Raw genomic sequence first — 19518 nt, forward strand, 5'->3', positions numbered from 1 at the left:
TTAAGGATGGCCGGGCAAGTACCTATTTGTGATCCTGTACTAATATACGAGCATAGGGGTTCAATTTAGACCATAGAATTCAAGTATAGGATGTCTATAGGGGGTTAATCGCGTTGGCCAAACCTACAATCGGGTTAGCGTTAGGTTCGGGAGGGGCCAGAGGGATTGCTCATCTCGGCGTGTTATCCAGTTTACATAAGCATCAGATTCCAATTGATATGATCGCAGGCAGCAGCATGGGAGCCCTAGTCGGCAGCTTTTATGCGGCGGGGCATGACGTCGCGACGATGAAAAAAGTCGCTAAAGCCTTTAAAAGGAGGCTGTATGCGGATTATACGGTGCCGAGGCTCGGATTTTTGAAAGGAGACCGTATCAGGCAGCTCGTGCATGCGTATACGTTCGGCAAGCCGATAGAAGAACTGCAAATCCCGCTTGGCATCGTTGCCTGCGACCTGCAGACCGGAGAAAAGGTCGTCTTTAAGAAAGGCTCCGTTTCTGAAGCCGTCCGGGCGAGCATCAGCATACCAGGCATTTTTGTCCCGCAAAAGATGAATGGACGTTTTTTGGTAGACGGCGCAGTAGTCGACAGAATCCCGGTATCGGCCGTGAAGGAAATGGGAGCCGATATTGTAATCGCCTCAGATGTATCCCGGGTGAAAAAAACGGAAAAAGCGGCACATATTTTTGATGTAATCATGCAAAGTATGGATATACTGCAAAATGAATTGGTCCGTCACCAGACCATTGCCGCAGACGTCATGATCCGCCCTTCTCTTGAAACATTCAGCTCAAGCTCATTTGCCAACATCGATCATATGATCACCGCCGGCGAAGAAGCCGCAGACCGGATGATCGGCCGGATTAAACAAGAAATAGAGAATTGGGAGGGCTAACTCATATGAAGACAAAACATTTTCGCTGGGTGTTTATCATCCTGATCTTATTGATCGCCGTTACATTTATTAAGCTTCCGTATTACATAACACAGCCCGGGGAAGCATCGGAGCTCAGACCGCTGATAAAAGTTGACGGAGGGTATCCCGAAAAGGGAAGCCTGTCCTTGATGACTGTAAAAGTAGGCCCTGCCAATCCGTATACATATCTTTGGGCGAAAGTGCACCCTTATGACGAGATCGTCCCTGACGAAAGCATTAAGGAAGAGGGCGAATCAGATACCGAATATATGAAGCGCCAGCTGCAAATGATGAAGAGCTCTCAGGAAAACGCGGTTATTGCCGCCTATCAGAAAGCGGACAAACAGGTAAGCTACTCATTTAACGGCATTTATGCAAGCTCAGTGGTGTCAAACATGCCGGCAAAAGGAAAGATTGAGGTCGGCGATAAAATCATCAGCGCGGACGGGAAAAAGTATGAATCCGCAGAAAAGCTGATTGATTATATCAGCAGCAAAAAAGCCGGTGAAAAAGTGACATTTAAGATTGAACGGGACACAAAAGAAAAGACGGTCACTCTCGTGCTGAAATCATTCCCGGCCGAGCCGTCAAGAGCCGGGATCGGCGTGGCGTTATACACGGACCGGAACGTTAAGGTGAAGCCGGATCTCCATTTTAACATTGAAAACATCGGCGGCCCTTCCGCAGGTCTTATGATGTCATTAGAAATTTATAACCAGCTGACAAAGCCGGACGAAACAAAAGGCTACAATATCGCCGGAACGGGAACGATTGACGTTGACGGCAAGGTTGGACCGATCGGCGGAATCGACCAAAAAGTAGTCGCAGCAGACAAAGCGGGAAAAGACATTTTCTTTGCGCCGAATCAAAACGGAGCAAAAAATTCCGATTATAAAAACGCTGTGAAAACAGCAAAAGCCATCGGCACCCATATGAAGATCGTCCCGGTTGACACCATGCAGGACGCGCTTGATTATTTGGATAAGCTGAAAGTAAAGAGCACCTGACGATTGTCAGGTGCTTTTCTCATGAATTCAAAAAACGTTTTTCATCTTCATCATAGCGGATCGGAGCTTGTGAAAATTCCTGCCTGTCAAACATGGTTCTGAGCGGCTCCTTTATCGGCAGGCTGTAAATCCGGCCCGCCTTTATTTCTAATTCAAGCGCGGGATGGGAAAAAGAAGACAGCTTGCTCACCAGCGGTACGGAAAGCTCTTTTTTCTTGCCGGCCAGATAAGCCTGTCCTTTTTTTGTCATTCCGAGCAGTCTGATATAAGGGGCGGCAGAAGGTTTCAGCAGCTTGTGCATATCTTCTTTTTTGGTTCGTGTCAATATGTGCGTGTTCATGCGCTGGAGCCTCGTCCACGTATACCGTTTTGTTTTCAAAAGCTCCATCATCTCATGGTAAGATCCCGCCTGTCTGATGATCCGCAGTATTCTATGCTCAAGCCCTTCTTCCACTTCATAGATTTGGCTCAGCTCTTGTGCGGAGAGCGTGCTGAGGGTGTATTTTACATATGAAAAATAGTCTTCAGCGGTGTGCCATAATCCATAGGTTTTGTAATATGCCTTCAGCTCCTGTGCAGACGCTTCGGGGAGAAAGCCCTCGACGGCCGCCGTTCCTTTTTCTATCAGCGCCTTGCGGATGCTCGTAGCACTGGCTATCCGGCTTTTTGGGCCAGGCAGCTCGGCATCATGGTACTGTGAGGAAATTCTGGCGGTCGTGTGCGGCTTCATGGAAGAGCCGGCCGCTCGTATCGCGGATACATAGTGGAAACCGAGAATGTTGTTTGGCTTTGACAAGTCGAGCATATGATTATCTTTGAAAATGGCTGAAAATGCTTTTGAGGCTGCGGCGGGATAGCTGACGCCTTTTTTGAGCTCTTCTTTTACTATAATATTATAGTTTTTTTCCTGCCGGCCGAATGACTCGGCCGCCTCAATAAAAGGTTCAATCCGCCCGTTTTCGCTTCCGAAAAACAAGCTGCTGCAGCCTAATTGGTGTAAAAGCGAAACACTTCCCCGCGCAAATATTTCCGCTTTTTGCACGGCATACATATAGGGGAGCTCAATGACAAGGTCCACTCCGTTTTCCAGCGCCATCTTGGTTCGTGCCCATTTTGAGACGGCAGCCGGTTCCCCGCGCTGCAAAAAATGACCGCTCATCACTGCCGCAGCCACGCTGCTTCCAGTGCTGATTTTTGCTTGTTCGGCATGATAGCGGTGTCCGTTATGAAAGGGATTATATTCAACAACCAGTCCGACTGCCTTCATAAATCTTCCGCCTTTCTTGCTATGTTTTGCTTCGTGTGGTACATTTGCAAAAGAAACGCATTTTGCGTCCGTTTCGTTTAGTGTATGCATAGCCCATCCGGCTGTCAACGATTGCATAACGGCGGCATTATGCTGTAAAGAAAAAATATTGACAAAAACATTCTGAAAAGCTATAATCATGTTTGTTGCTTTCCTGAGGTGATACAAATGAAATGGACGATTTATCAGCTTCATCAAATGGCTAAAAAGAGCTTTGAGTTTGATGAAACAGTTGAGTTAAATGAGATGACACAATTGAATTCTGACATCCGCCGCATTTCCCCTGTCAGGGTGAAGGGCCGCGCGGAGATTGAATCCAAGCAGGTTTCGTTTGACTTTACAATTTCAGGCGAAATGATTTTGCCATGCTCAAGAACTTTAGTTGATGTGCCGTATCCATTTACAATCGCGACAAAAGAACTGTTTAGATTTCATAAGACGGATGATATAGAAGATGAGGACGTTCATATTGCAGAAGACGATACTGTCGACTTAACTCCGATCGTAAAAGAAGAGATTCTTTTAGAAATTCCTATGCAAATCTTTTGTGAAACTGAACAAAAAGAAGGAGCCGCTCCCCAAGTGGGGAAAGATTGGCAAGTGATTTCTGAGGAAGACAAGCAAAATCAAATCGACCCCAGACTTGCGGATCTGAAAAAGCTCTTAACACAAGATGATGAATCTTAACTCTTTAAGGAGGTGGGAATAATGGCTGTACCTTTTAGAAGAACTTCTAAAATGAAAAAAAGATTGCGCCGTACACATTTCAAACTAAATGTACCTGGTATGACAGAATGCCCGTCATGCGGAGAGATGAAATTGTCTCACCGTGTATGTAAAGCATGCGGATCATACAACGGCAAAGACATAAATGTTAAAAGCAATTAATGTATGAAGAAAAGCGCGGGAATTTGATTCCTGCGCTTTTCTTTTTTTCTCCCTCCGTTTGGCTGCGCGAAAAAATTGTGAGCGGCAATAGTCTATCTAATCTATCAGCGGCATATGTATGAGGTAAACGAGCAAATATGGAGGGGGATACGATTGACCATAACGAGACAAGATGCCTGGACACAAGATGAAGATTTGCTGCTGGCCGAAGTGGTGCTGCGGCACATTCGGGAAGGAGGGACGCAGCTTTCCGCTTTTGAGGAAGTCGGCAGAGCTTTGACGAGAACTGCTGCCGCCTGCGGGTTCAGGTGGAATTCTTATGTTAGAAAGCAATACCAGCCAGGCATAGAGCTTGCCAAAAAGCAGCGCAAAGAATTAAGAAAACAAATCGGCGTGCACTCCGCCAATCTGCCGGGCGCCGTTAAACAATCTCCGGTCCGCCGGGCGGAAGGAGAAAGAGAGTTATCCATTGATGATGTCATTGCGTTTCTTCAGCAATTTAAAGAGTCACCGGCTGCCGAGGATGTCCATCATGAAAAAGAAAAGCTCTCGGCGCAGCTGAGCGCGCTGCAAAAAGAGGTAGAGGATTTGCGCGAGGAAAATGAAACCTTGAGAAACAGGCTGGAGATGACGGAAGAGGATTATAAAGCTTTGATTGACATTATGGACAGAGCGAGGAGAATGGTGGATTCAAAAGAGGATGAAAGACATAAAAAATCGGCGCAGGGCATATAAAGTGAACCGGCCTGAGGGCAGTGTCCCGGCCGGTTTTTTATTATGCTGATTCCCCTGATGTCATTTCGCCGTCCATATCAGGATGCCAAATGTAAGGATTTTCTCCTTTGTCTCGCGCCATATCATATTTGACAGGCTCGAAATTCATTTTATCCCAGAAATCCGCCGATTTCATACGCGAATTTGTTCTGATCGGCATTCTGAATGATTTGGCGAAGTCAACGAGCGCCGTGCCGTAGCCGTTTTTTTGGTAGCCCGGAAGAACTTCAAGCTTCCAAAGCTCTAAAAAGTCCTGACGCTGGTCAAAATACGGATTCGTGCTGCCGTTTACCTGATATAAACTCATTCGCGCCACTAGTTTATCCCCGAAGTAAATCCCGTAAAATGGCGAGGTGCTGTCATTTTCAATGATGTTCTCCTGAAGCTCCTCAAGCATCGACAGCTCCTGCATCCCGTATTCCTTGAACCTTTTAAATTCTTCAAGTGTTTTAAAGTTGATGAGCAATCGCTCTATTTTCAACACAAGCTCCCCCTTTGTTGTGTTCTACCATTATTGTAAACGCTTTAATTGAAAATTCCAACTATAAGATGCTTATCATACTTGCGCTGAAACGAAATTGAAGTAATTTGCCCCGGGTTCTGCTATGATAATATGGAAAAATGCAGATATAGGGTGTGAAAGTGTGAAAATCGGAATTATCGGCGGCGGAGCGGTGGGCCTGCTGTGTGCTTATTACTTATCGTTAAGACATCATGTAACGGTCTTCACGAGGCGTCAGGAGCAGACGGACGCCATAAATGCCCGCGGCATCCGCTTGGTGAAAGACGGAAAAGAGTTCAATGCCGAGTGCGGAGCTGCGGCAGGCGTTGCTTCCGGATATGATCTTCTGATCGTAACCGTTAAACAGCATCAGCTCAGCGGCGTTTTACCGAGCCTAATGAACATAAAAGCGACAAATGTTTTGTTTTTGCAAAACGGCATGGGGCATATACACGATATAGAACATTGGCACACGGACCATTCGCTTTATGTCGGCACGGTGGAACACGGAGCTGTAAGAAAATCAGATACAGCCGTTGAACATACCGGAATCGGTGCGGTAAAATGGAGCACGTTCCGCGGCTCGCGGCCGGAAGCCCTCGAAAACATCTTTTGCGGCATGCATTCGGATTTTCCCGTTTATTATGAAACCGACTGGTATCGGCTGTTAACGGGAAAACTGATCATTAATGTATGCATCAACCCGTTAACCGCATTATTGCGCGTGAAAAATGGAGAGCTGTTATCGTGTGCTGCTTACAAAGAATATATGAGAAAGGTATTTGAAGAAGCGGAGGCGATTTTACGCCTTGACGACAGTGACGAAGCGTGGAATCGGGTATGCGGGGTTTGCAGGCAAACGAAAAATAATCACTCTTCCATGCTTGTCGATGTGATGGCGGGAAGGCAGACAGAGGCCGATGCCATTATCGGTTATCTTGTAAAAGAAGCCGGGAACCGCGGGTTGAAAGCTGTTCATTTGCCGTTTTTATACGGCAGCATAAAAGCGTTAGAAGGAAACTGAAACAAAGTCTTTTGAGGTTTCCGGGTAACATGCTATACTCATTTCGGAAACCTAACTATTTATTGGAGAAAGGAAGTTCCAGACAGATGCAGCTAACTGAACTTTCCATCAAAAGTCAAAACAAGTTTGTACAGCATTATATAGATGGAGAAAACATGTCTTCATTTTTTGATTATGATATTCATTCTGAGGGCGTATGGCAAAAGAGGCTTCAGGATCTGTCCGCACGGTCGTTTGCCAGAGAGGAATTAGCGGATTATCTATCCTCATATCACGAAAAATTTCACTCCGAAGCCATGCAGGCATCCATCGAAAAATTAAGAGATCCGTCAAGCGCCGCTGTAGTAGGCGGACAGCAGGCCGGTCTTTTAACAGGGCCTCTTTACACCATACATAAAATTATCTCCATTATCGTACTTGCCAAACAGCAGGAAGAAGCTTTGCAAGTTCCTGTCGCCCCGATTTTCTGGGTGGCGGGTGAAGATCACGATCTGGAAGAAATCAATTATGTTCATACTTCATCAGACGAAAAGGGCCCCGTTAAATGTAAGCTGCCGCAATCCTACTGGAAAAAAACGTCGGCGGCTAAAACCGTGCTCGATCAAGAAAAATGCGCGGCGTGGATCGATGACGTGTTCGCCTCGTTTGAAGAAACAGATCACACAAACGCTCTCCTTGAGCACGTGAACCGATGTTTACGCTTATCAGAGACCTTCACGGACTTTTTTGAGCTCTTAATTGCCGATCTTTTTCAAGAAGAAGGGCTTATTCTTGTCAATTCAGGAGATCCGGGCATTAAAAAGCTGGAAACGGCGATGTTTCAGCACATATTAAAGCACAATGATGAATTGGCGGACGCAGTATCAAACCAGCAGCAAATCATGCGCGGGGCTGGCTACAATCCGATTATTGAATCGGGAAAAGAACAGGCGAATCTGTTTTACGAGTACGAAGGCGAACGCTTTTTAGTTGAAAAAGAAAACGGCGTTTTTGTCATTAAAGAGCTTGACCTGAAGTGGACAAAAGATGAGCTCCATACCCATATGGAAGAGAAACCGGAATGCTTCAGCAATAATGTCGTGACAAGACCGCTCATGCAGGAGTTTCTCATCCCGACCCTCGCGTTTATCGCAGGTCCCGGTGAAGTCAATTATTGGGGCGAGCTGAAACAGGCATTTTCATTGATGGGCTTAAAGATGACTCCGGTTGTGCCGAGGCTCAATATTACGATTCTTGAACGCCATATTGAAAAGAAGCTGGAAGAACGGAATATTCCGCTTAAGGAAGCAATCGAAGGCGGGACTGATCGTTTTAAGGATACTTATTTTGAGGCGCAAATCCCGGAAGAGTTTACGGCTGTGATGGAGCAAGCCAAGGCGCAGATCGAAGCCATCCACAAGTCTGCCAGACAACAAGCGCTTAAAGTCGATTCAAGCCTGGAGCCGCTTTTAGAGAAAAATGCCGCTTTCATTCAAGATCAGCTCACGTTTTTAGAACGGACGGTGACAAAACGAATTGAAGAAAAAGAAGGATTCGTGCTGCGTGACTATGAAAGAATACAAAATAGCATCAAACCGCTGGGTGCGCCGCAGGAGCGGATTTGGAATTTGATGTATTATCTTAACCGGTACGGTCCAAAATTCTTCACAACCTTCAAGCATCTGCCATTTTCTTTTCAAAACCAACATCAAATTGTCAAACTTTGAAACAAAGTTTTAATGAACCCTGAATAGTTCAGGGTTTTTTTTTATGTGTAAACAGTGTAAAATGAGGGTGTGGAGAGAAGTGGCGGATAGTGGTGAGCTGAGGGGAGAAAGTGGGGGTCCTTATCATGTTTATGGGTGAATACCAGCATACAATCGATGCAAAGGGCCGCATGATCGTTCCCGCAAAATTCAGAGAAGGCCTGGGTGAGCAGTTTGTGCTGACCAGAGGGCTTGACCAATGCCTTTTCGGCTATCCCATGCATGAATGGAAGCTGATAGAAGAAAAACTGAAGGCTCTTCCTCTCACCAAAAAAGACGCCCGCGCATTTACCCGTTTCTTTTTTTCCGGGGCGACCGAATGCGACCTGGACAAGCAAGGAAGGATTAATATTGCGTCATCTCTTCTGAACTATGCAAAACTGGAAAAAGAATGTGTTGTCATCGGGGTTTCCAATCGAATTGAATTGTGGAGTAAGGTAATATGGGAACAATACACAGAAGAGCAAGAAGATTCATTCGCTGAAATTGCTGAAAACATGATTGGATTTGATATATAATGGATCTTCGTGCATCACACACTAACAACTGACAATTCAATTCATCCTGATAAAAGGTGGGACCGACACAAATGTTTCAGCATAAAACAGTACTTCTTCGAGAAACCGTCGACGGTTTAAATATCAAACCGGACGGAACCTATGTAGACTGCACCCTTGGAGGCGCCGGGCACAGTACATATTTATTACAGCAGTTATCGGAAAAAGGGCGGTTAGTCGCTTTTGACCAAGATGACACGGCGCTGGAGAACGCAAAGGAAACATTGTCCGATTATAAAGGACAGCTTATTCTTGTGAAAAGCAACTTTCGTTATTTAAAAGAATGTTTACATGAACACGGCATTACGAGCGTCGACGGAATTTTATTTGATTTAGGAGTTTCCTCTCCGCAGCTTGATACGCCGGAACGGGGATTCAGCTATCATCATGACGCACCGCTGGACATGAGGATGGACCAGTCGGCCGCCCTTACGGCAAAAGAGGTCGTAAACGAATGGCGGTATGAGGACCTTGTGCGGATTTTCTTTAAATACGGAGAAGAAAAGTTCAGCAAGCAAATCGCCAGAAAAATTGAAGAGGCAAGATTAAAATCGCCTATTCAAACAACCGGCCAACTGGTCGATCTAATAAAGGACGCGATACCGGCTCCGGCAAGAAGAAGCGGGGGACATCCGGCGAAACGCGTATTTCAAGCGATTCGAATCGCCGTAAACGATGAGCTTAAAGTATTTGAAGAGGCCCTCTTGCAAGCGATAGAGGTGCTGAAGCCGGGCGGAAGGGTATCTGTAATCACCTTTCACTCGCTGGAGGACAGAATGTGCAAGACGACATTTAAGGAGAAATCATCACTTCCTGAACTGCCGCCGGGCCTTCCTGTTATACCGGAAGAATTTGAGCCTGAATTAAAACTCATTACGAGAAAGCCCATTACGGCGTCAAAAGAGGAACTTAAGGAAAATAACCGCGCCCGATCAGCTAAACTCCGTATTGCTGAAAAACGGAAATAACGGGCAGCAAATGACAACATTAAAGGAGGTCATCAGCCTATGAGCAATTTAGCTTACCAGCAAGAAAAACAACAGCGGCAAGTGATAAGTCCCGAAAAAAAGGTGATTGTCAAAAAGAGGGCTTCCATTACACTCGGAGAAAAGGTGCTGCTCGTCCTGTTTGCGATTGCCGTGCTGAGCACATCAATTTTTATCGTGTCCAAAGCATACGCGGCATATCAATCAAATATTGAAGTGCAAAAACTGGAGGAGCAAATTTCTGAGCAAAAAAAGCAGATCGGTGACCTCGAAAAAACGGCAGGTGACCTAAGCAAGCCTCAGCGAATGATGGATATCGCAAAAAAACACGGCTTGAATTTGAAAGACAAAAAAGTGAAAAACATACAGGAATGATAACCCATGCCGAAAAAAAATAAGTTTATGAACAGAGGAGCAGCGATACTCAGTATTTGTTTCGCTCTCTTTTTCTTTGTCATTCTCGGAAGAATGGCGTACATTCAAATAACTGGAAAAGCGAACGGAGAGGCACTTGCGACAAAAGCGACCGAGCAGCATGAAAAGAAACGGACGATTGAAGCGAGCCGCGGCTCTATTCTCGACCGGAAAGGCAAAGTGCTGGCTGAAGATACGGCCACTTATAAGCTCATTGCCGTACTTGATAAAAAGATGAAGCCTCAGTATGTCAAGGATAAAGAGAAAACAGCGGAAGAACTGTCCACGGTCATTGACATGGACAAAAGCGAGATTCTTGATATTTTAAACAGGGATGGCGCGAAACAGGTAGAATTCGGATCAGCCGGCCGGGACATCTCGTATGCGAAAAAACAAAAGATCGAAAAAATGAATCTCCCGGGCATTTCTTTCTTGAGAGATACGAAACGCTACTACCCGAACGGCGTATTTTTGTCAAATGTTCTCGGCTATGCCGATGTCGACCAGAAAACAAACCAAATTCAAGGTTCATTAGGGCTTGAAAAAATACTTAACAACTTTTTAACGGAGCACGACGGTTCTGTCACATATGAAAGTGATAAATCCGGCTGGAGGCTTCCGAACAGCAAAGAGAAAATCACTGCACCTAAAAATGGTGACAATGTATATTTAACCATTGATCAGAAAATTCAAACCTTTTTAGAAGACAGTATGACAAAAGCGGCGGAAAAATATAAACCGAAAAAAATCATGGCTGCTGTCGTAGAACCGAAAACCGGAAAGGTGCTCGCGATGGGGCAGCGCCCGAGTTTTGATCCGAATATAAGAAATGTCACCAATTATTACAACGACCTAGTCTCTTACTCGTATGAACCGGGTTCGACGATGAAAATCTTTACGCTCGCTGCAGCGATTCAGGAAAACGTATTTAATGCAAATGAGGAATATAAATCAGGAACGTATAAGGTTGGCGGCGGTACAGTAAGAGATTGGAATAATGGGGCTGGCTGGGGCATGACAAGTTTCCATGACGGGCTCATGAGATCGTCAAATGTTGCCTTCGCCAAGCTGGCAAATGAAAAGCTCGGCTTTGACCGATTTAATGAGTATTTGCATAAGTTCGGATTCTATCAAAAAACTGGCGTTGATCTGCCGGGAGAAGGGTCAAGTAAAATTAATTTTAAATATGATTTTGACAAGGCGTCTACGGCATACGGCCAAGCATCCGCAATAACGCCGATTCAGCAGCTTCAAGCGGTGACGGCGATTGCAAATAACGGCAAAATGATGAAGCCTTACGTCATTGATCATATTGTGGACCCGGATACGAAAAAAGTTGTCAAGCAGACTAAGCCTGAACAAGTAGGTACGCCGATTTCAGCCGAGACGGCCAAAAAGGTCCGGAATCTGCTGGGGGAGGTCGTCACTTCAGATATCGGAACCGGGAAGCCTTATAAAATTGAAGGTTTTGATGTGGCAGGAAAAACCGGAACTGCGCAAATTGCCGGAACGGGCGGATACTTAAAAGGAACGAGCAATTATGTGTTTTCGTTCATGGGCATGGCCCCGAAAAAAGATCCTAAGCTTGTCATCTATGTAGCCGTGCAGCAGCCGCAATTAAAGGCGGGACAAAGCAGCTCGGATCCTGTTGCAGAGATCTTTAACCCGACGATGAAAAACAGCCTGCACTACTTGAATATCGACCCGACTGACTCGTCTGATTCGAATAAAGAAGAAACGAAAACTCAGAAGATGCCTGATCTGACAGACCAAACGCTAACAAGTGCGGAGAAGGAAGCCAAAAGCGAAAACCTTACGCCGATTGTCATCGGCAGCGATGTTGCCGTTAAAGAGCAATATCCTGAAGCCGGGGAAGACATCATCACAAAACAGAAGATCTTCTTAAAAACAGACGGAAAGATAATCATGCCGGATATGTCCGGCTGGTCGAGGCGGGAAGTGCTCCAGTTCAGTAAAATATCAGGCATTCATATTGATGTGAGCGGTGAGGGGTACGCTGTAAGCCAGAGTGTGAAAAAAGGAAAAGAATTAAAAGAAAACACCGTAATTAAGGTGAAATTCAAAAATCCTGATTAAAGAGAAAGAAAGTCCGCAGATGCTGCGGGCTTCTTTTTTGATACGCCGTTCTAAGTGACCAAGCTCAGGCATAAATTGTAAACAAGCCTAAATAAGGAGTGAACGGTCCCTTGCGCGTCTCAAATGTAACGGTTCGGAAACGTTTATTATTTGTTTTGCTTTTTGGCGTGATCATTTTTCTGATCATTGATACTAGATTAGGCTATGTCCAATTTATTATGGGAGAAAAGCTTACCTCGCTTGCTAAAGATTCCTGGAGCCGGAATTTGCCCTTTGAACCGGAGCGGGGGGAAATTCTTGACCGGAACGGCGTCAAACTGGCCACAAATAAAAGTGCGCCGACTGTATTTGTCGTGCCGCGTCAAATCCAAAATCCAATCAAAACGGGCAAGCTGCTCGCATCAGTCTTAAATATGTCGGAAGAAAAAGTCTATAAGCACATTACAAAGAAAACTTCCATTGAAAAAATTTCACCCGAAGGCCGGAAGATTTCAAATAAAAAAGCAAAAGAAATCAAAGCGCTTGATTTAAAGGGGGTCTATGTGGCAGAAGACAGTATCCGCCACTATCCGTACGGCAGCTTTTTATCACATGTTCTCGGCTTTGCCGGTATTGATAACCAGGGCCTTCTCGGGCTGGAAGCCTATTATGACGATGATTTAAAAGGCGTAAAAGGATCGGTGAAGTTTTACACAGATGCCAAAGGGAAAAAAATGCCGGACGAAGCTGATGACTATACACCGCCGAAGGATGGCCTCGATATGAAACTGACAATTGACGCCAAGGTTCAAACTATTATAGAAAGAGAGCTCGACAATGCGGCGGCGAAGTACAATCCGGACGGAATGATTGCGGTCGCCATGAACCCGAAAAACGGAGAAGTTCTCGGAATGTCAAGCAGACCTGATTTTGATCCCGCTGACTATCAATCAGTGGAACCGTCCGTGTACAACCGAAACTTGCCGGTATGGAGCACGTATGAACCGGGTTCAACCTTTAAAATTATTACATTGGCAGCCGCCCTTGAAGAGCACAAAGTGAATTTGCAAAGAGATCAGTTTTATGACAAGGGGTTTGCCGAGGTGGACGGCGCCCGCCTCAGATGCTGGAAAAAAGGCGGCCACGGCTCGCAGTCCTTTCTCGAAGTCGTCCAAAATTCCTGTAACCCGGGGTTCGTACAGCTTGGGGAGCGGCTTGGAAAGGAAAAGCTGTTTAAATATATAAAGGACTTCGGCTTTGGGAAAAAAACCGGCATTGATCTGCAAGGGGAAGGAACGGGGATTTTGTTCCCGCTTGACAGAGTCGGACCGGTCGAGCAGGCAACAACCGCCTTCGGACAGGGGGTATCCGTCACGCCGATTCAGCAGGTAGCTGCTGTATCTGCAGCGATAAACGGCGGGACGCTTTACACGCCGTTTATCGCGAAAGAATGGGTTGACCCCGTCACGAAAAAAACGGTTAAAAAACAATCACCGATTGCGAAAAGGCAAGTTATTTCCCAGGAAACGTCAAAACAGATCAGATTCGCTTTAGAAAGCGTCGTCGCCCAAGGAACGGGGCGGAATGCCTTTGTGGAAGGATATCGTGTCGGCGGCAAAACAGGTACGGCACAAAAGGTAAAAGACGGAAAATATCTTGAGAACAACCACATTGTGTCGTTTATCGGCTTTGCGCCGGCTGACGACCCGAGCCTTGTCGTTTACGTTGCAGTTGATAACCCGAAAGGCACGATTCAATTCGGCGGAACCGTCGCCGCGCCGATCGTCGGAAACATTATGAGAGACAGCCTGCCGGAGCTCGGCATTAAACCGAGAAAAAATCAAATCGAGAAAAAATATCAATGGCCCGACACAAAAACAATAGAGGTTCCGAATGTTGTAGGGATGTCTGTCTCTGATCTTGAGTCGCTGCTTGTCAATTTGAATATAGACTCCTCAGGAAAAGGAAGCAAAATTGTCAAACAATCACCTGCAGCCGGAACGAAAGTAAAAGAAGGCTCAAAGATCCGGGTTTATTTGAGTGAAGATTGAGTCTGATGAGGCAGCCGATTGTTTTCGGCTGCCTTTTATCATAAAGAGAAAAAAAGAAGATAACTTTTAAGATTAACTGGATGTATCCTTTTTTTTACGCTAAAATATGAACTGTATGTTTAAAAACCGTTCTGACTTTCATAAACGGTTATCATGATAAAAGAATGAATAGAATTTCTGAGAGGTTTGATACAATGAAACTTACAAAGCTGCTTACATATTTAATGACCGAACCTGTTCAAAATGACTTTCATGACCCTGATATAACTTCAATCGAGATGGACTCCAGGGAAGTGAGAAAAGGGAGTCTTTTTGTATGTATAAAAGGGTACACGGTAGACGGGCATGATTTTGCGCAAAAAGCTGAAGAAAACGGAGCAGCTGCCATTGTCGCTGAAAGAGAGCTTGACGTCAGTGTCCCAGTTATTATTGTCCGCCGCTCACAGCGCGCGCTCAGTGTCCTGTCAGACGCCTTTTACGGTCAGCCGACGAAACAGCTTCAGCTCATCGGCATCACGGGCACAAACGGCAAAACATCGACGACACATATGGTGGATGAGGTGTTCAAAAAAGCAGGGAGACAGACAGGCTTAATCGGCACCATGTACATTAAAATCGGCGATGAGACATTCCCGGTAAAAAACACAACGCCGGAAAGCGTCACGCTTCAAAAGACATTCAAAAAAATGAATGATGAGCATGTCGACACAGCCATTATGGAAGTATCGTCGCACGCTCTTTCATTGGGAAGGGTGCACGGCTGCGATTATGATATCGCCGTGTTTACGAATCTGACCCAAGACCATCTGGACTATCACAAAACGATGGATGAATACAGGCAGGCAAAAAGCCTTCTGTTCTCCCAGCTGGGCGGCGCCTTTAACCATGAGAAGCCGAAGCGCGCCGTTTTAAACGCTGATGATGAGGCGAGTGCATATTTTGAAAAAGCAACGGCGGCGCATATCCTTACATACGGAATTAAAAACGATGCCGATGTGATGGCGAAACATATTGAAATTTCCGCGCAAGGCACAAGCTTTGAGCTTATAACGCCAAAAGGAACGAAACATATTACGGTTTCTCTCGTCGGTCAGTTCAACGTGTATAATGTGCTGGCAGCAGCTGCGACGGCGATTGCCGCAGACCTTCCTTTTGAAACGATCACAAGCGCGCTTGAAGAATTACAAGGCGTCAGAGGGCGTTTCGAATTGGTGAATAAGGATCAGCCGTTTCCTGTTGTTGTCGATTACGCGCACACGCCTGACAGTCTTGAAAACGTTCTGAATACCTGTAAAGACATGACCGAGGGCAAGCTATTCGTCGTCGTCGGCTGCGGCGGTGACAGAGACAAAACGAAACGCCCGAAAATGGCGGAAATCGCGGTGCGTATCGCCGATGAACCGATTTTCACCTCAGATAACCCGAGAAGCGAGGACCCGCTGGCTATATTAAGAGATATGGAAAGAGGAGTCGAAGGCTGCTACTATCACAGTATCGCAAACCGAGAGCAGGCAATCTTTTTCGCCATTGCCAATGCGAAAAAGGGAGATGTCGTGCTGATCGCCGGCAAAGGGCATGAAACCTATCAGCAAATCGGCACTGAAACATTTGACTTTGATGATGCCGAAGTAGCGGGGAAAGCTATCGTGGAGCTGAATAAAAAGTAAAACAGGAAAGAGTGTTATGAATGAGGGAATTGAAAAGAATTTCACATACGGGGAAACAATGCGAATATGATAAATACGTATGTCGTTTGAACGAAACGGGAGGAGAAAAGAGCAATGCTTGAGCAAGTGATTTTATTTACAATTATAATGGGATTTTTAATCAGTGTTCTGATATCTCCGATTCTTATCCCGTTTTTAAGACGGTTAAAATTCGGCCAGAGTATTAGAGAAGAAGGGCCGAAATCACATATGAAAAAATCAGGGACGCCGACGATGGGCGGGGTCATGATCATTGTATCAATCGCCATTACGGCTATTGTTATGACGCAGAAATTTTCGGAATTAAGCCCGGAAATGTTTCTTCTGCTGTTTGTCACAATCGGCTACGGGCTTCTCGGCTTTTTAGATGACTATATTAAAGTTGTCATGAAACGGAATCTGGGATTAACGTCCAAGCAGAAACTGATCGGTCAGATCATTATCGCTATCATATTTTATGGAGTATATCATTATTGCCATTTTGCAACCGACATCCGGGTGCCGGGCACTCATCTATCAATCGATCTCGGCTGGGGATACTTTATTCTCGTACTCTTTATGCTTGTCGGAGGCTCGAATGCCGTCAACCTGACGGACGGTCTTGACGGCTTGCTGTCTGGAACTGCGGCTATCGCGTTTGGCGCTTTTGCTATTTTGGCGTGGAACCAATCACAATATGATGTTGCGATTTTCTCAGTTGCCGTTGTCGGCGCTGTTCTCGGTTTCCTTGTATTTAACGCGCATCCCGCCAAAGTATTCATGGGGGATACCGGCTCGCTTGCGCTTGGCGGAGCGATCGTGACGGTTGCCATTTTGACAAAACTTGAAATTCTGCTTGTCATTATCGGCGGAGTATTTGTGATTGAGACCTTATCTGTTATCTTACAAGTTATCAGCTTTAAAACGACAGGAAAACGAATCTTTAAAATGAGTCCGCTTCATCACCATTACGAACTGGTCGGGTGGTCTGAATGGAGAGTCGTCGTGACATTTTGGACTGCGGGACTGTTGCTTGCCGTTTTAGGAATTTACATCGAGGTGTGGTTATAAGTGGAAAAAGAACTTTTTTTGCAAAAACAAAACTTTCTAGTCCTCGGACTGGCAAAAAGCGGGTATGCGGCAGCGTCAATTCTTCAAGAAAAAGGCATTAACGTCGTCGTTAACGATCAGAAAGCCTTTGAAGAAAACGAACCCGCCCAAAAGCTTTCTGCCAGAGGGATCGAAGTCATCTGCGGAGAGCACCCGACGTCACTTTTTGATCAGCATGACATTACTATTTTGATCAAAAACCCGGGGATTCCTTATGAAAATATTATGGTGCAGGAAGCGCAAAAAAGAGGCATCCCGGTCTGGACGGAAATTGAGCTTGCATATTATATAACAAACGCAAAATTCATCGGCATCACAGGCTCGAACGGCAAAACAACAACAACAACGCTCATTTATGAAATGCTGAAGGCTGATTCTCAAAAAGCGCTGATTGCAGGCAATATCGGCACCGTCGCCAGTGAGGTGGCATATCACGCTGACGGAGATGAATGGATCGTCACGGAGCTTTCTTCCTTTCAGCTTATGGGGACGCATGCGTTCAGACCTGAAATCAGCCTGATTTTAAACATATTTGACGCCCATTTAGATTATCACCACAGCCGTGAAAATTACGAGAAGGCCAAGCAGAAGGTGTATCTTCACCAGCTTGAAAGCGATACGGCCATCGTCAATCAAAACGATGAAACAGTGGTGCGGCTTGCGGAATCGGGCAAAGCCGGCAAGGTTCCGTTTTCAGTTCATCATCCGCTCTCAAGCGGCGCATTCATAAAAGACGGAATGCTGATGTTTAACGATGAAGCGATTCTTCCTATAGATGACATCGTCCTGCCCGGCGCGCATAATTTAGAAAATATTCTGGCCGCCGTCGCCGCCGCGAAAACGGCGGGCGCATCAAATGAAGCGATTCAAAAGGTGTTGACAAGCTTTACGGGAGTGAAGCACCGTCTTCAATATGTGACAACGATTCAAGAACGTAAATTTTATAACGACAGCAAAGCGACGAATATTTTAGCAACGAGCAAAGCGCTTTCTGCGTTTAAAGGTCCGGTAATTCTGCTTGCCGGCGGACTTGACCGCGGCAACGGCTTTGATGAACTAAAACCGTATATGGAACATGTCAAAGCGATCCTTACGTTCGGACAGACAGCGCCAAAGCTTGTAAAACTGGGCACCGAGCTGGGAATACAACATGTCAAACGTGTCGATAATGTTGAACAAGCAGTATCTGCGGCGTTTGCGCTCTCAAATGAAGGTGACGTCATCCTCTTGTCACCTGCGTGTGCAAGCTGGGATCAGTTTAAAACATTTGAAGAACGCGGTGACATGTTTATAGATGCCGTGCATATGCTTAAGTAAGGGCTTGTCTAAAGAATTTCGGCAGCCCTAATGAACTTATGCTTGGGGTGTCGATTGCTTTGACTACTAAAAAAACAGCGCCTGATTTGTTATTAGTCATTATTACGTTATTGCTTTTAACAATAGGATTAATTATGGTCTACAGTGCAAGTGCGGTATGGGCGGATTATAAATTTGAAGACTCGTTTTTCTTTGCGAAACGGCAGCTGCTGTTTGCGGGGATCGGCGTCATTGCCATGTTTTTTATAATGAACGTAGATTATTGGACATGGCGGACTTGGTCGAAACTGCTTCTGATTATCTGTTTTTTTCTGCTCGTGCTCGTTTTGATTCCGGGAGTCGGAATGGTGCGGAACGGTTCAAGAAGCTGGATCGGTGTGGGAGCGTTCAGCATTCAGCCTTCGGAGTTTATGAAACTCGCGATGATTGCGTTTCTGGCTAAATTTCTTTCTGAAAAACAGAAGAACATTACGTCATTCAGGCGCGGATTCATTCCCGCCCTCGGAATCGTATTTTCTGCCTTTATTATCATTATGTGCCAGCCCGACCTCGGAACGGGGACGGTTATGGTGGGCACGTGTATCGTAATGATCTTCGTATCCGGTGCGCGCATCGCTCATTTTGCGTTTCTCGGGCTGATCGGACTAAGCGGGTTTGCGGCCCTCGTCCTGTCCGCTCCATATCGGATTAAGCGGATCACCTCTTACTTAAATCCGTGGGAGGACCCGCTTGGAAGCGGCTTTCAGATCATTCAGTCGCTGTACGCCGTAGGTCCCGGCGGGCTGTTCGGGATGGGGCTCGGCCAAAGCCGGCAAAAGTTTTTTTATCTGCCGGAGCCGCAAACCGATTTCATTTTCGCTATTTTATCAGAAGAGCTTGGCTTCATCGGCGGTACGCTCATATTGCTGCTGTTTAGTATTTTATTATGGCGGGGCGTCAGAATCGCACTCGGCGCTCCGGATTTATACGGAAGCTTCGTCGCCATCGGTATTATTTCGATGATTGCCATTCAAGTCATGATTAATATCGGTGTTGTGACGGGCCTCATTCCGGTGACAGGGATTACGCTGCCGTTTTTAAGCTACGGAGGCTCATCTTTGACACTGATGCTTATGGCCGTCGGCGTACTCTTAAATGTCAGCCGGTATTCGAGGTATTGATC

17 protein-coding genes and 1 pseudogene are annotated in these 19518 nt (G+C 45.8%); 16 read left to right on the forward strand and 2 right to left on the reverse strand.

What is annotated here, in order from left to right; translation table 11 throughout:
* Nucleotides 1-113: 113 nt before the first annotated feature.
* Nucleotides 114-893 (forward strand): patatin-like phospholipase family protein, encoded by a 780-nt coding sequence (locus tag AXI59_RS15765; protein ID WP_061520416.1) that lies wholly within the window; start codon nt 114-116, stop codon nt 891-893.
* Nucleotides 894-898: 5 nt separating this feature from the next.
* A complete protein-coding gene (locus AXI59_RS15770) occupies nt 899-1921 on the forward strand; it encodes a SepM family pheromone-processing serine protease (RefSeq protein ID WP_061528687.1) in 1023 nt (340 codons plus the stop codon).
* A gap of 19 nt (nt 1922-1940) precedes the next feature.
* Here the strand turns inward: AXI59_RS15770 and AXI59_RS15775 are convergent, their stop codons facing one another.
* Nucleotides 1941-3188 (reverse strand): nucleotidyltransferase, encoded by a 1248-nt coding sequence (locus AXI59_RS15775; protein ID WP_061528861.1) that lies wholly within the window; start codon nt 3186-3188, stop codon nt 1941-1943.
* A 207-nt stretch (nt 3189-3395) separates the two neighbouring features.
* Between AXI59_RS15775 and AXI59_RS15780 the strand changes: the two genes are divergently transcribed.
* The 3 genes from AXI59_RS15780 to gerR all read left to right on the forward strand — a co-directional run bounded on the left by AXI59_RS15780 (nt 3396) and on the right by gerR (nt 4850).
* Nucleotides 3396-3914: a YceD family protein gene (locus AXI59_RS15780; protein ID WP_061520418.1), complete on the forward strand. Its 519-nt coding sequence runs from the start codon at nt 3396-3398 to the stop codon at nt 3912-3914.
* A gap of 21 nt (nt 3915-3935) precedes the next feature.
* On the forward strand, nt 3936-4115 hold the full coding sequence (rpmF, locus tag AXI59_RS19515) for a 50S ribosomal protein L32 (RefSeq protein ID WP_003154457.1): 180 nt from the start codon (nt 3936-3938) through the stop codon (nt 4113-4115).
* 153 nt (nt 4116-4268) lie between these two features.
* Nucleotides 4269-4850 (forward strand): sporulation-specific transcriptional regulator GerR, encoded by a 582-nt coding sequence (gerR, locus tag AXI59_RS15785; RefSeq protein WP_061528688.1) that lies wholly within the window; start codon nt 4269-4271, stop codon nt 4848-4850.
* 40 nt (nt 4851-4890) lie between these two features.
* Here gerR and AXI59_RS15790 read toward each other — a convergent pair whose 3' ends face one another.
* Nucleotides 4891-5373, reverse strand: coding sequence for an N-acetyltransferase (locus AXI59_RS15790; RefSeq protein WP_061528689.1), 483 nt, complete (start codon nt 5371-5373; stop codon nt 4891-4893).
* 160 nt (nt 5374-5533) lie between these two features.
* Here AXI59_RS15790 and AXI59_RS15795 point away from each other — a divergent pair, with 160 nt between their 5' ends.
* The 11 genes and pseudogenes from AXI59_RS15795 to spoVE all read left to right on the forward strand — a co-directional run bounded on the left by AXI59_RS15795 (nt 5534) and on the right by spoVE (nt 19516).
* Entirely contained in the window at nt 5534-6415 is an 882-nt protein-coding gene (locus tag AXI59_RS15795; protein WP_061528690.1) for a 2-dehydropantoate 2-reductase, read from the forward strand.
* An 86-nt stretch (nt 6416-6501) separates the two neighbouring features.
* Nucleotides 6502-8121, forward strand: a complete 1620-nt coding sequence (bshC, locus tag AXI59_RS15800) for a bacillithiol biosynthesis cysteine-adding enzyme BshC (RefSeq protein ID WP_061528691.1) — start codon at nt 6502-6504, stop codon at nt 8119-8121.
* A gap of 125 nt (nt 8122-8246) precedes the next feature.
* Nucleotides 8247-8678: a division/cell wall cluster transcriptional repressor MraZ gene (gene mraZ, locus AXI59_RS15805; protein ID WP_061520423.1), complete on the forward strand. Its 432-nt coding sequence runs from the start codon at nt 8247-8249 to the stop codon at nt 8676-8678.
* 71 nt (nt 8679-8749) lie between these two features.
* Nucleotides 8750-9685 (forward strand): 16S rRNA (cytosine(1402)-N(4))-methyltransferase RsmH, encoded by a 936-nt coding sequence (rsmH, locus tag AXI59_RS15810; RefSeq protein ID WP_061520424.1) that lies wholly within the window; start codon nt 8750-8752, stop codon nt 9683-9685.
* Nucleotides 9686-9724: 39 nt separating this feature from the next.
* Nucleotides 9725-10078 (forward strand): cell division protein FtsL, encoded by a 354-nt coding sequence (gene ftsL / locus AXI59_RS15815; protein WP_061528692.1) that lies wholly within the window; start codon nt 9725-9727, stop codon nt 10076-10078.
* A gap of 6 nt (nt 10079-10084) precedes the next feature.
* The gene (gene pbpB, locus AXI59_RS15820; RefSeq protein WP_061528693.1) at nt 10085-12214 is read left to right on the forward strand and encodes a penicillin-binding protein 2B; all 2130 of its coding nucleotides are present in this window, start codon (nt 10085-10087) and stop codon (nt 12212-12214) included.
* Between the two features lie 110 nt (nt 12215-12324).
* A pseudogene (locus tag AXI59_RS15825) lies at nt 12325-14314 on the forward strand (stage V sporulation protein D).
* Nucleotides 14315-14438: 124 nt separating this feature from the next.
* Nucleotides 14439-15911: a UDP-N-acetylmuramoyl-L-alanyl-D-glutamate--2,6-diaminopimelate ligase gene (locus AXI59_RS15830; RefSeq protein ID WP_061520428.1), complete on the forward strand. Its 1473-nt coding sequence runs from the start codon at nt 14439-14441 to the stop codon at nt 15909-15911.
* A gap of 114 nt (nt 15912-16025) precedes the next feature.
* Nucleotides 16026-17000, forward strand: a complete 975-nt coding sequence (gene mraY / locus AXI59_RS15835; RefSeq protein ID WP_061520429.1) for a phospho-N-acetylmuramoyl-pentapeptide-transferase — start codon at nt 16026-16028, stop codon at nt 16998-17000.
* Nucleotides 17001-18356 (forward strand): UDP-N-acetylmuramoyl-L-alanine--D-glutamate ligase, encoded by a 1356-nt coding sequence (murD, locus tag AXI59_RS15840; protein ID WP_061528695.1) that lies wholly within the window; start codon nt 17001-17003, stop codon nt 18354-18356.
* A gap of 59 nt (nt 18357-18415) precedes the next feature.
* Nucleotides 18416-19516, forward strand: a complete 1101-nt coding sequence (gene spoVE / locus AXI59_RS15845; RefSeq protein ID WP_061528696.1) for a stage V sporulation protein E — start codon at nt 18416-18418, stop codon at nt 19514-19516.
* Nucleotides 19517-19518: the final 2 nt, after the last annotated feature.

Source organism: Bacillus nakamurai, assembly GCF_001584325.1.
Taxonomy (GTDB): Bacteria; Bacillota; Bacilli; order Bacillales; family Bacillaceae; genus Bacillus; species Bacillus nakamurai.

Bases quoted from the DNA above. Each gene is read 5' to 3' on its own strand.
- AXI59_RS15770 (WP_061528687.1), top strand. From the start codon at position 899: ATGAAGACAAAACATTTTCGCTGGGTGTTTATCATCCTGATCTTATTG.
- AXI59_RS15775 (WP_061528861.1), bottom strand. From the start codon at position 3,188: ATGAAGGCAGTCGGACTGGTTGTTGAATATAATCCCTTTCATAACGGA.
- AXI59_RS15780 (WP_061520418.1), top strand. From the start codon at position 3,396: ATGAAATGGACGATTTATCAGCTTCATCAAATGGCTAAAAAGAGCTTT.
- rpmF (WP_003154457.1), top strand. From the start codon at position 3,936: ATGGCTGTACCTTTTAGAAGAACTTCTAAAATGAAAAAAAGATTGCGC.
- bshC (WP_061528691.1), top strand. From the start codon at position 6,502: ATGCAGCTAACTGAACTTTCCATCAAAAGTCAAAACAAGTTTGTACAG.
- mraZ (WP_061520423.1), top strand. From the start codon at position 8,247: ATGTTTATGGGTGAATACCAGCATACAATCGATGCAAAGGGCCGCATG.
- rsmH (WP_061520424.1), top strand. From the start codon at position 8,750: ATGTTTCAGCATAAAACAGTACTTCTTCGAGAAACCGTCGACGGTTTA.
- ftsL (WP_061528692.1), top strand. From the start codon at position 9,725: ATGAGCAATTTAGCTTACCAGCAAGAAAAACAACAGCGGCAAGTGATA.
- pbpB (WP_061528693.1), top strand. From the start codon at position 10,085: ATGCCGAAAAAAAATAAGTTTATGAACAGAGGAGCAGCGATACTCAGT.
- AXI59_RS15830 (WP_061520428.1), top strand. From the start codon at position 14,439: ATGAAACTTACAAAGCTGCTTACATATTTAATGACCGAACCTGTTCAA.
- mraY (WP_061520429.1), top strand. From the start codon at position 16,026: ATGCTTGAGCAAGTGATTTTATTTACAATTATAATGGGATTTTTAATC.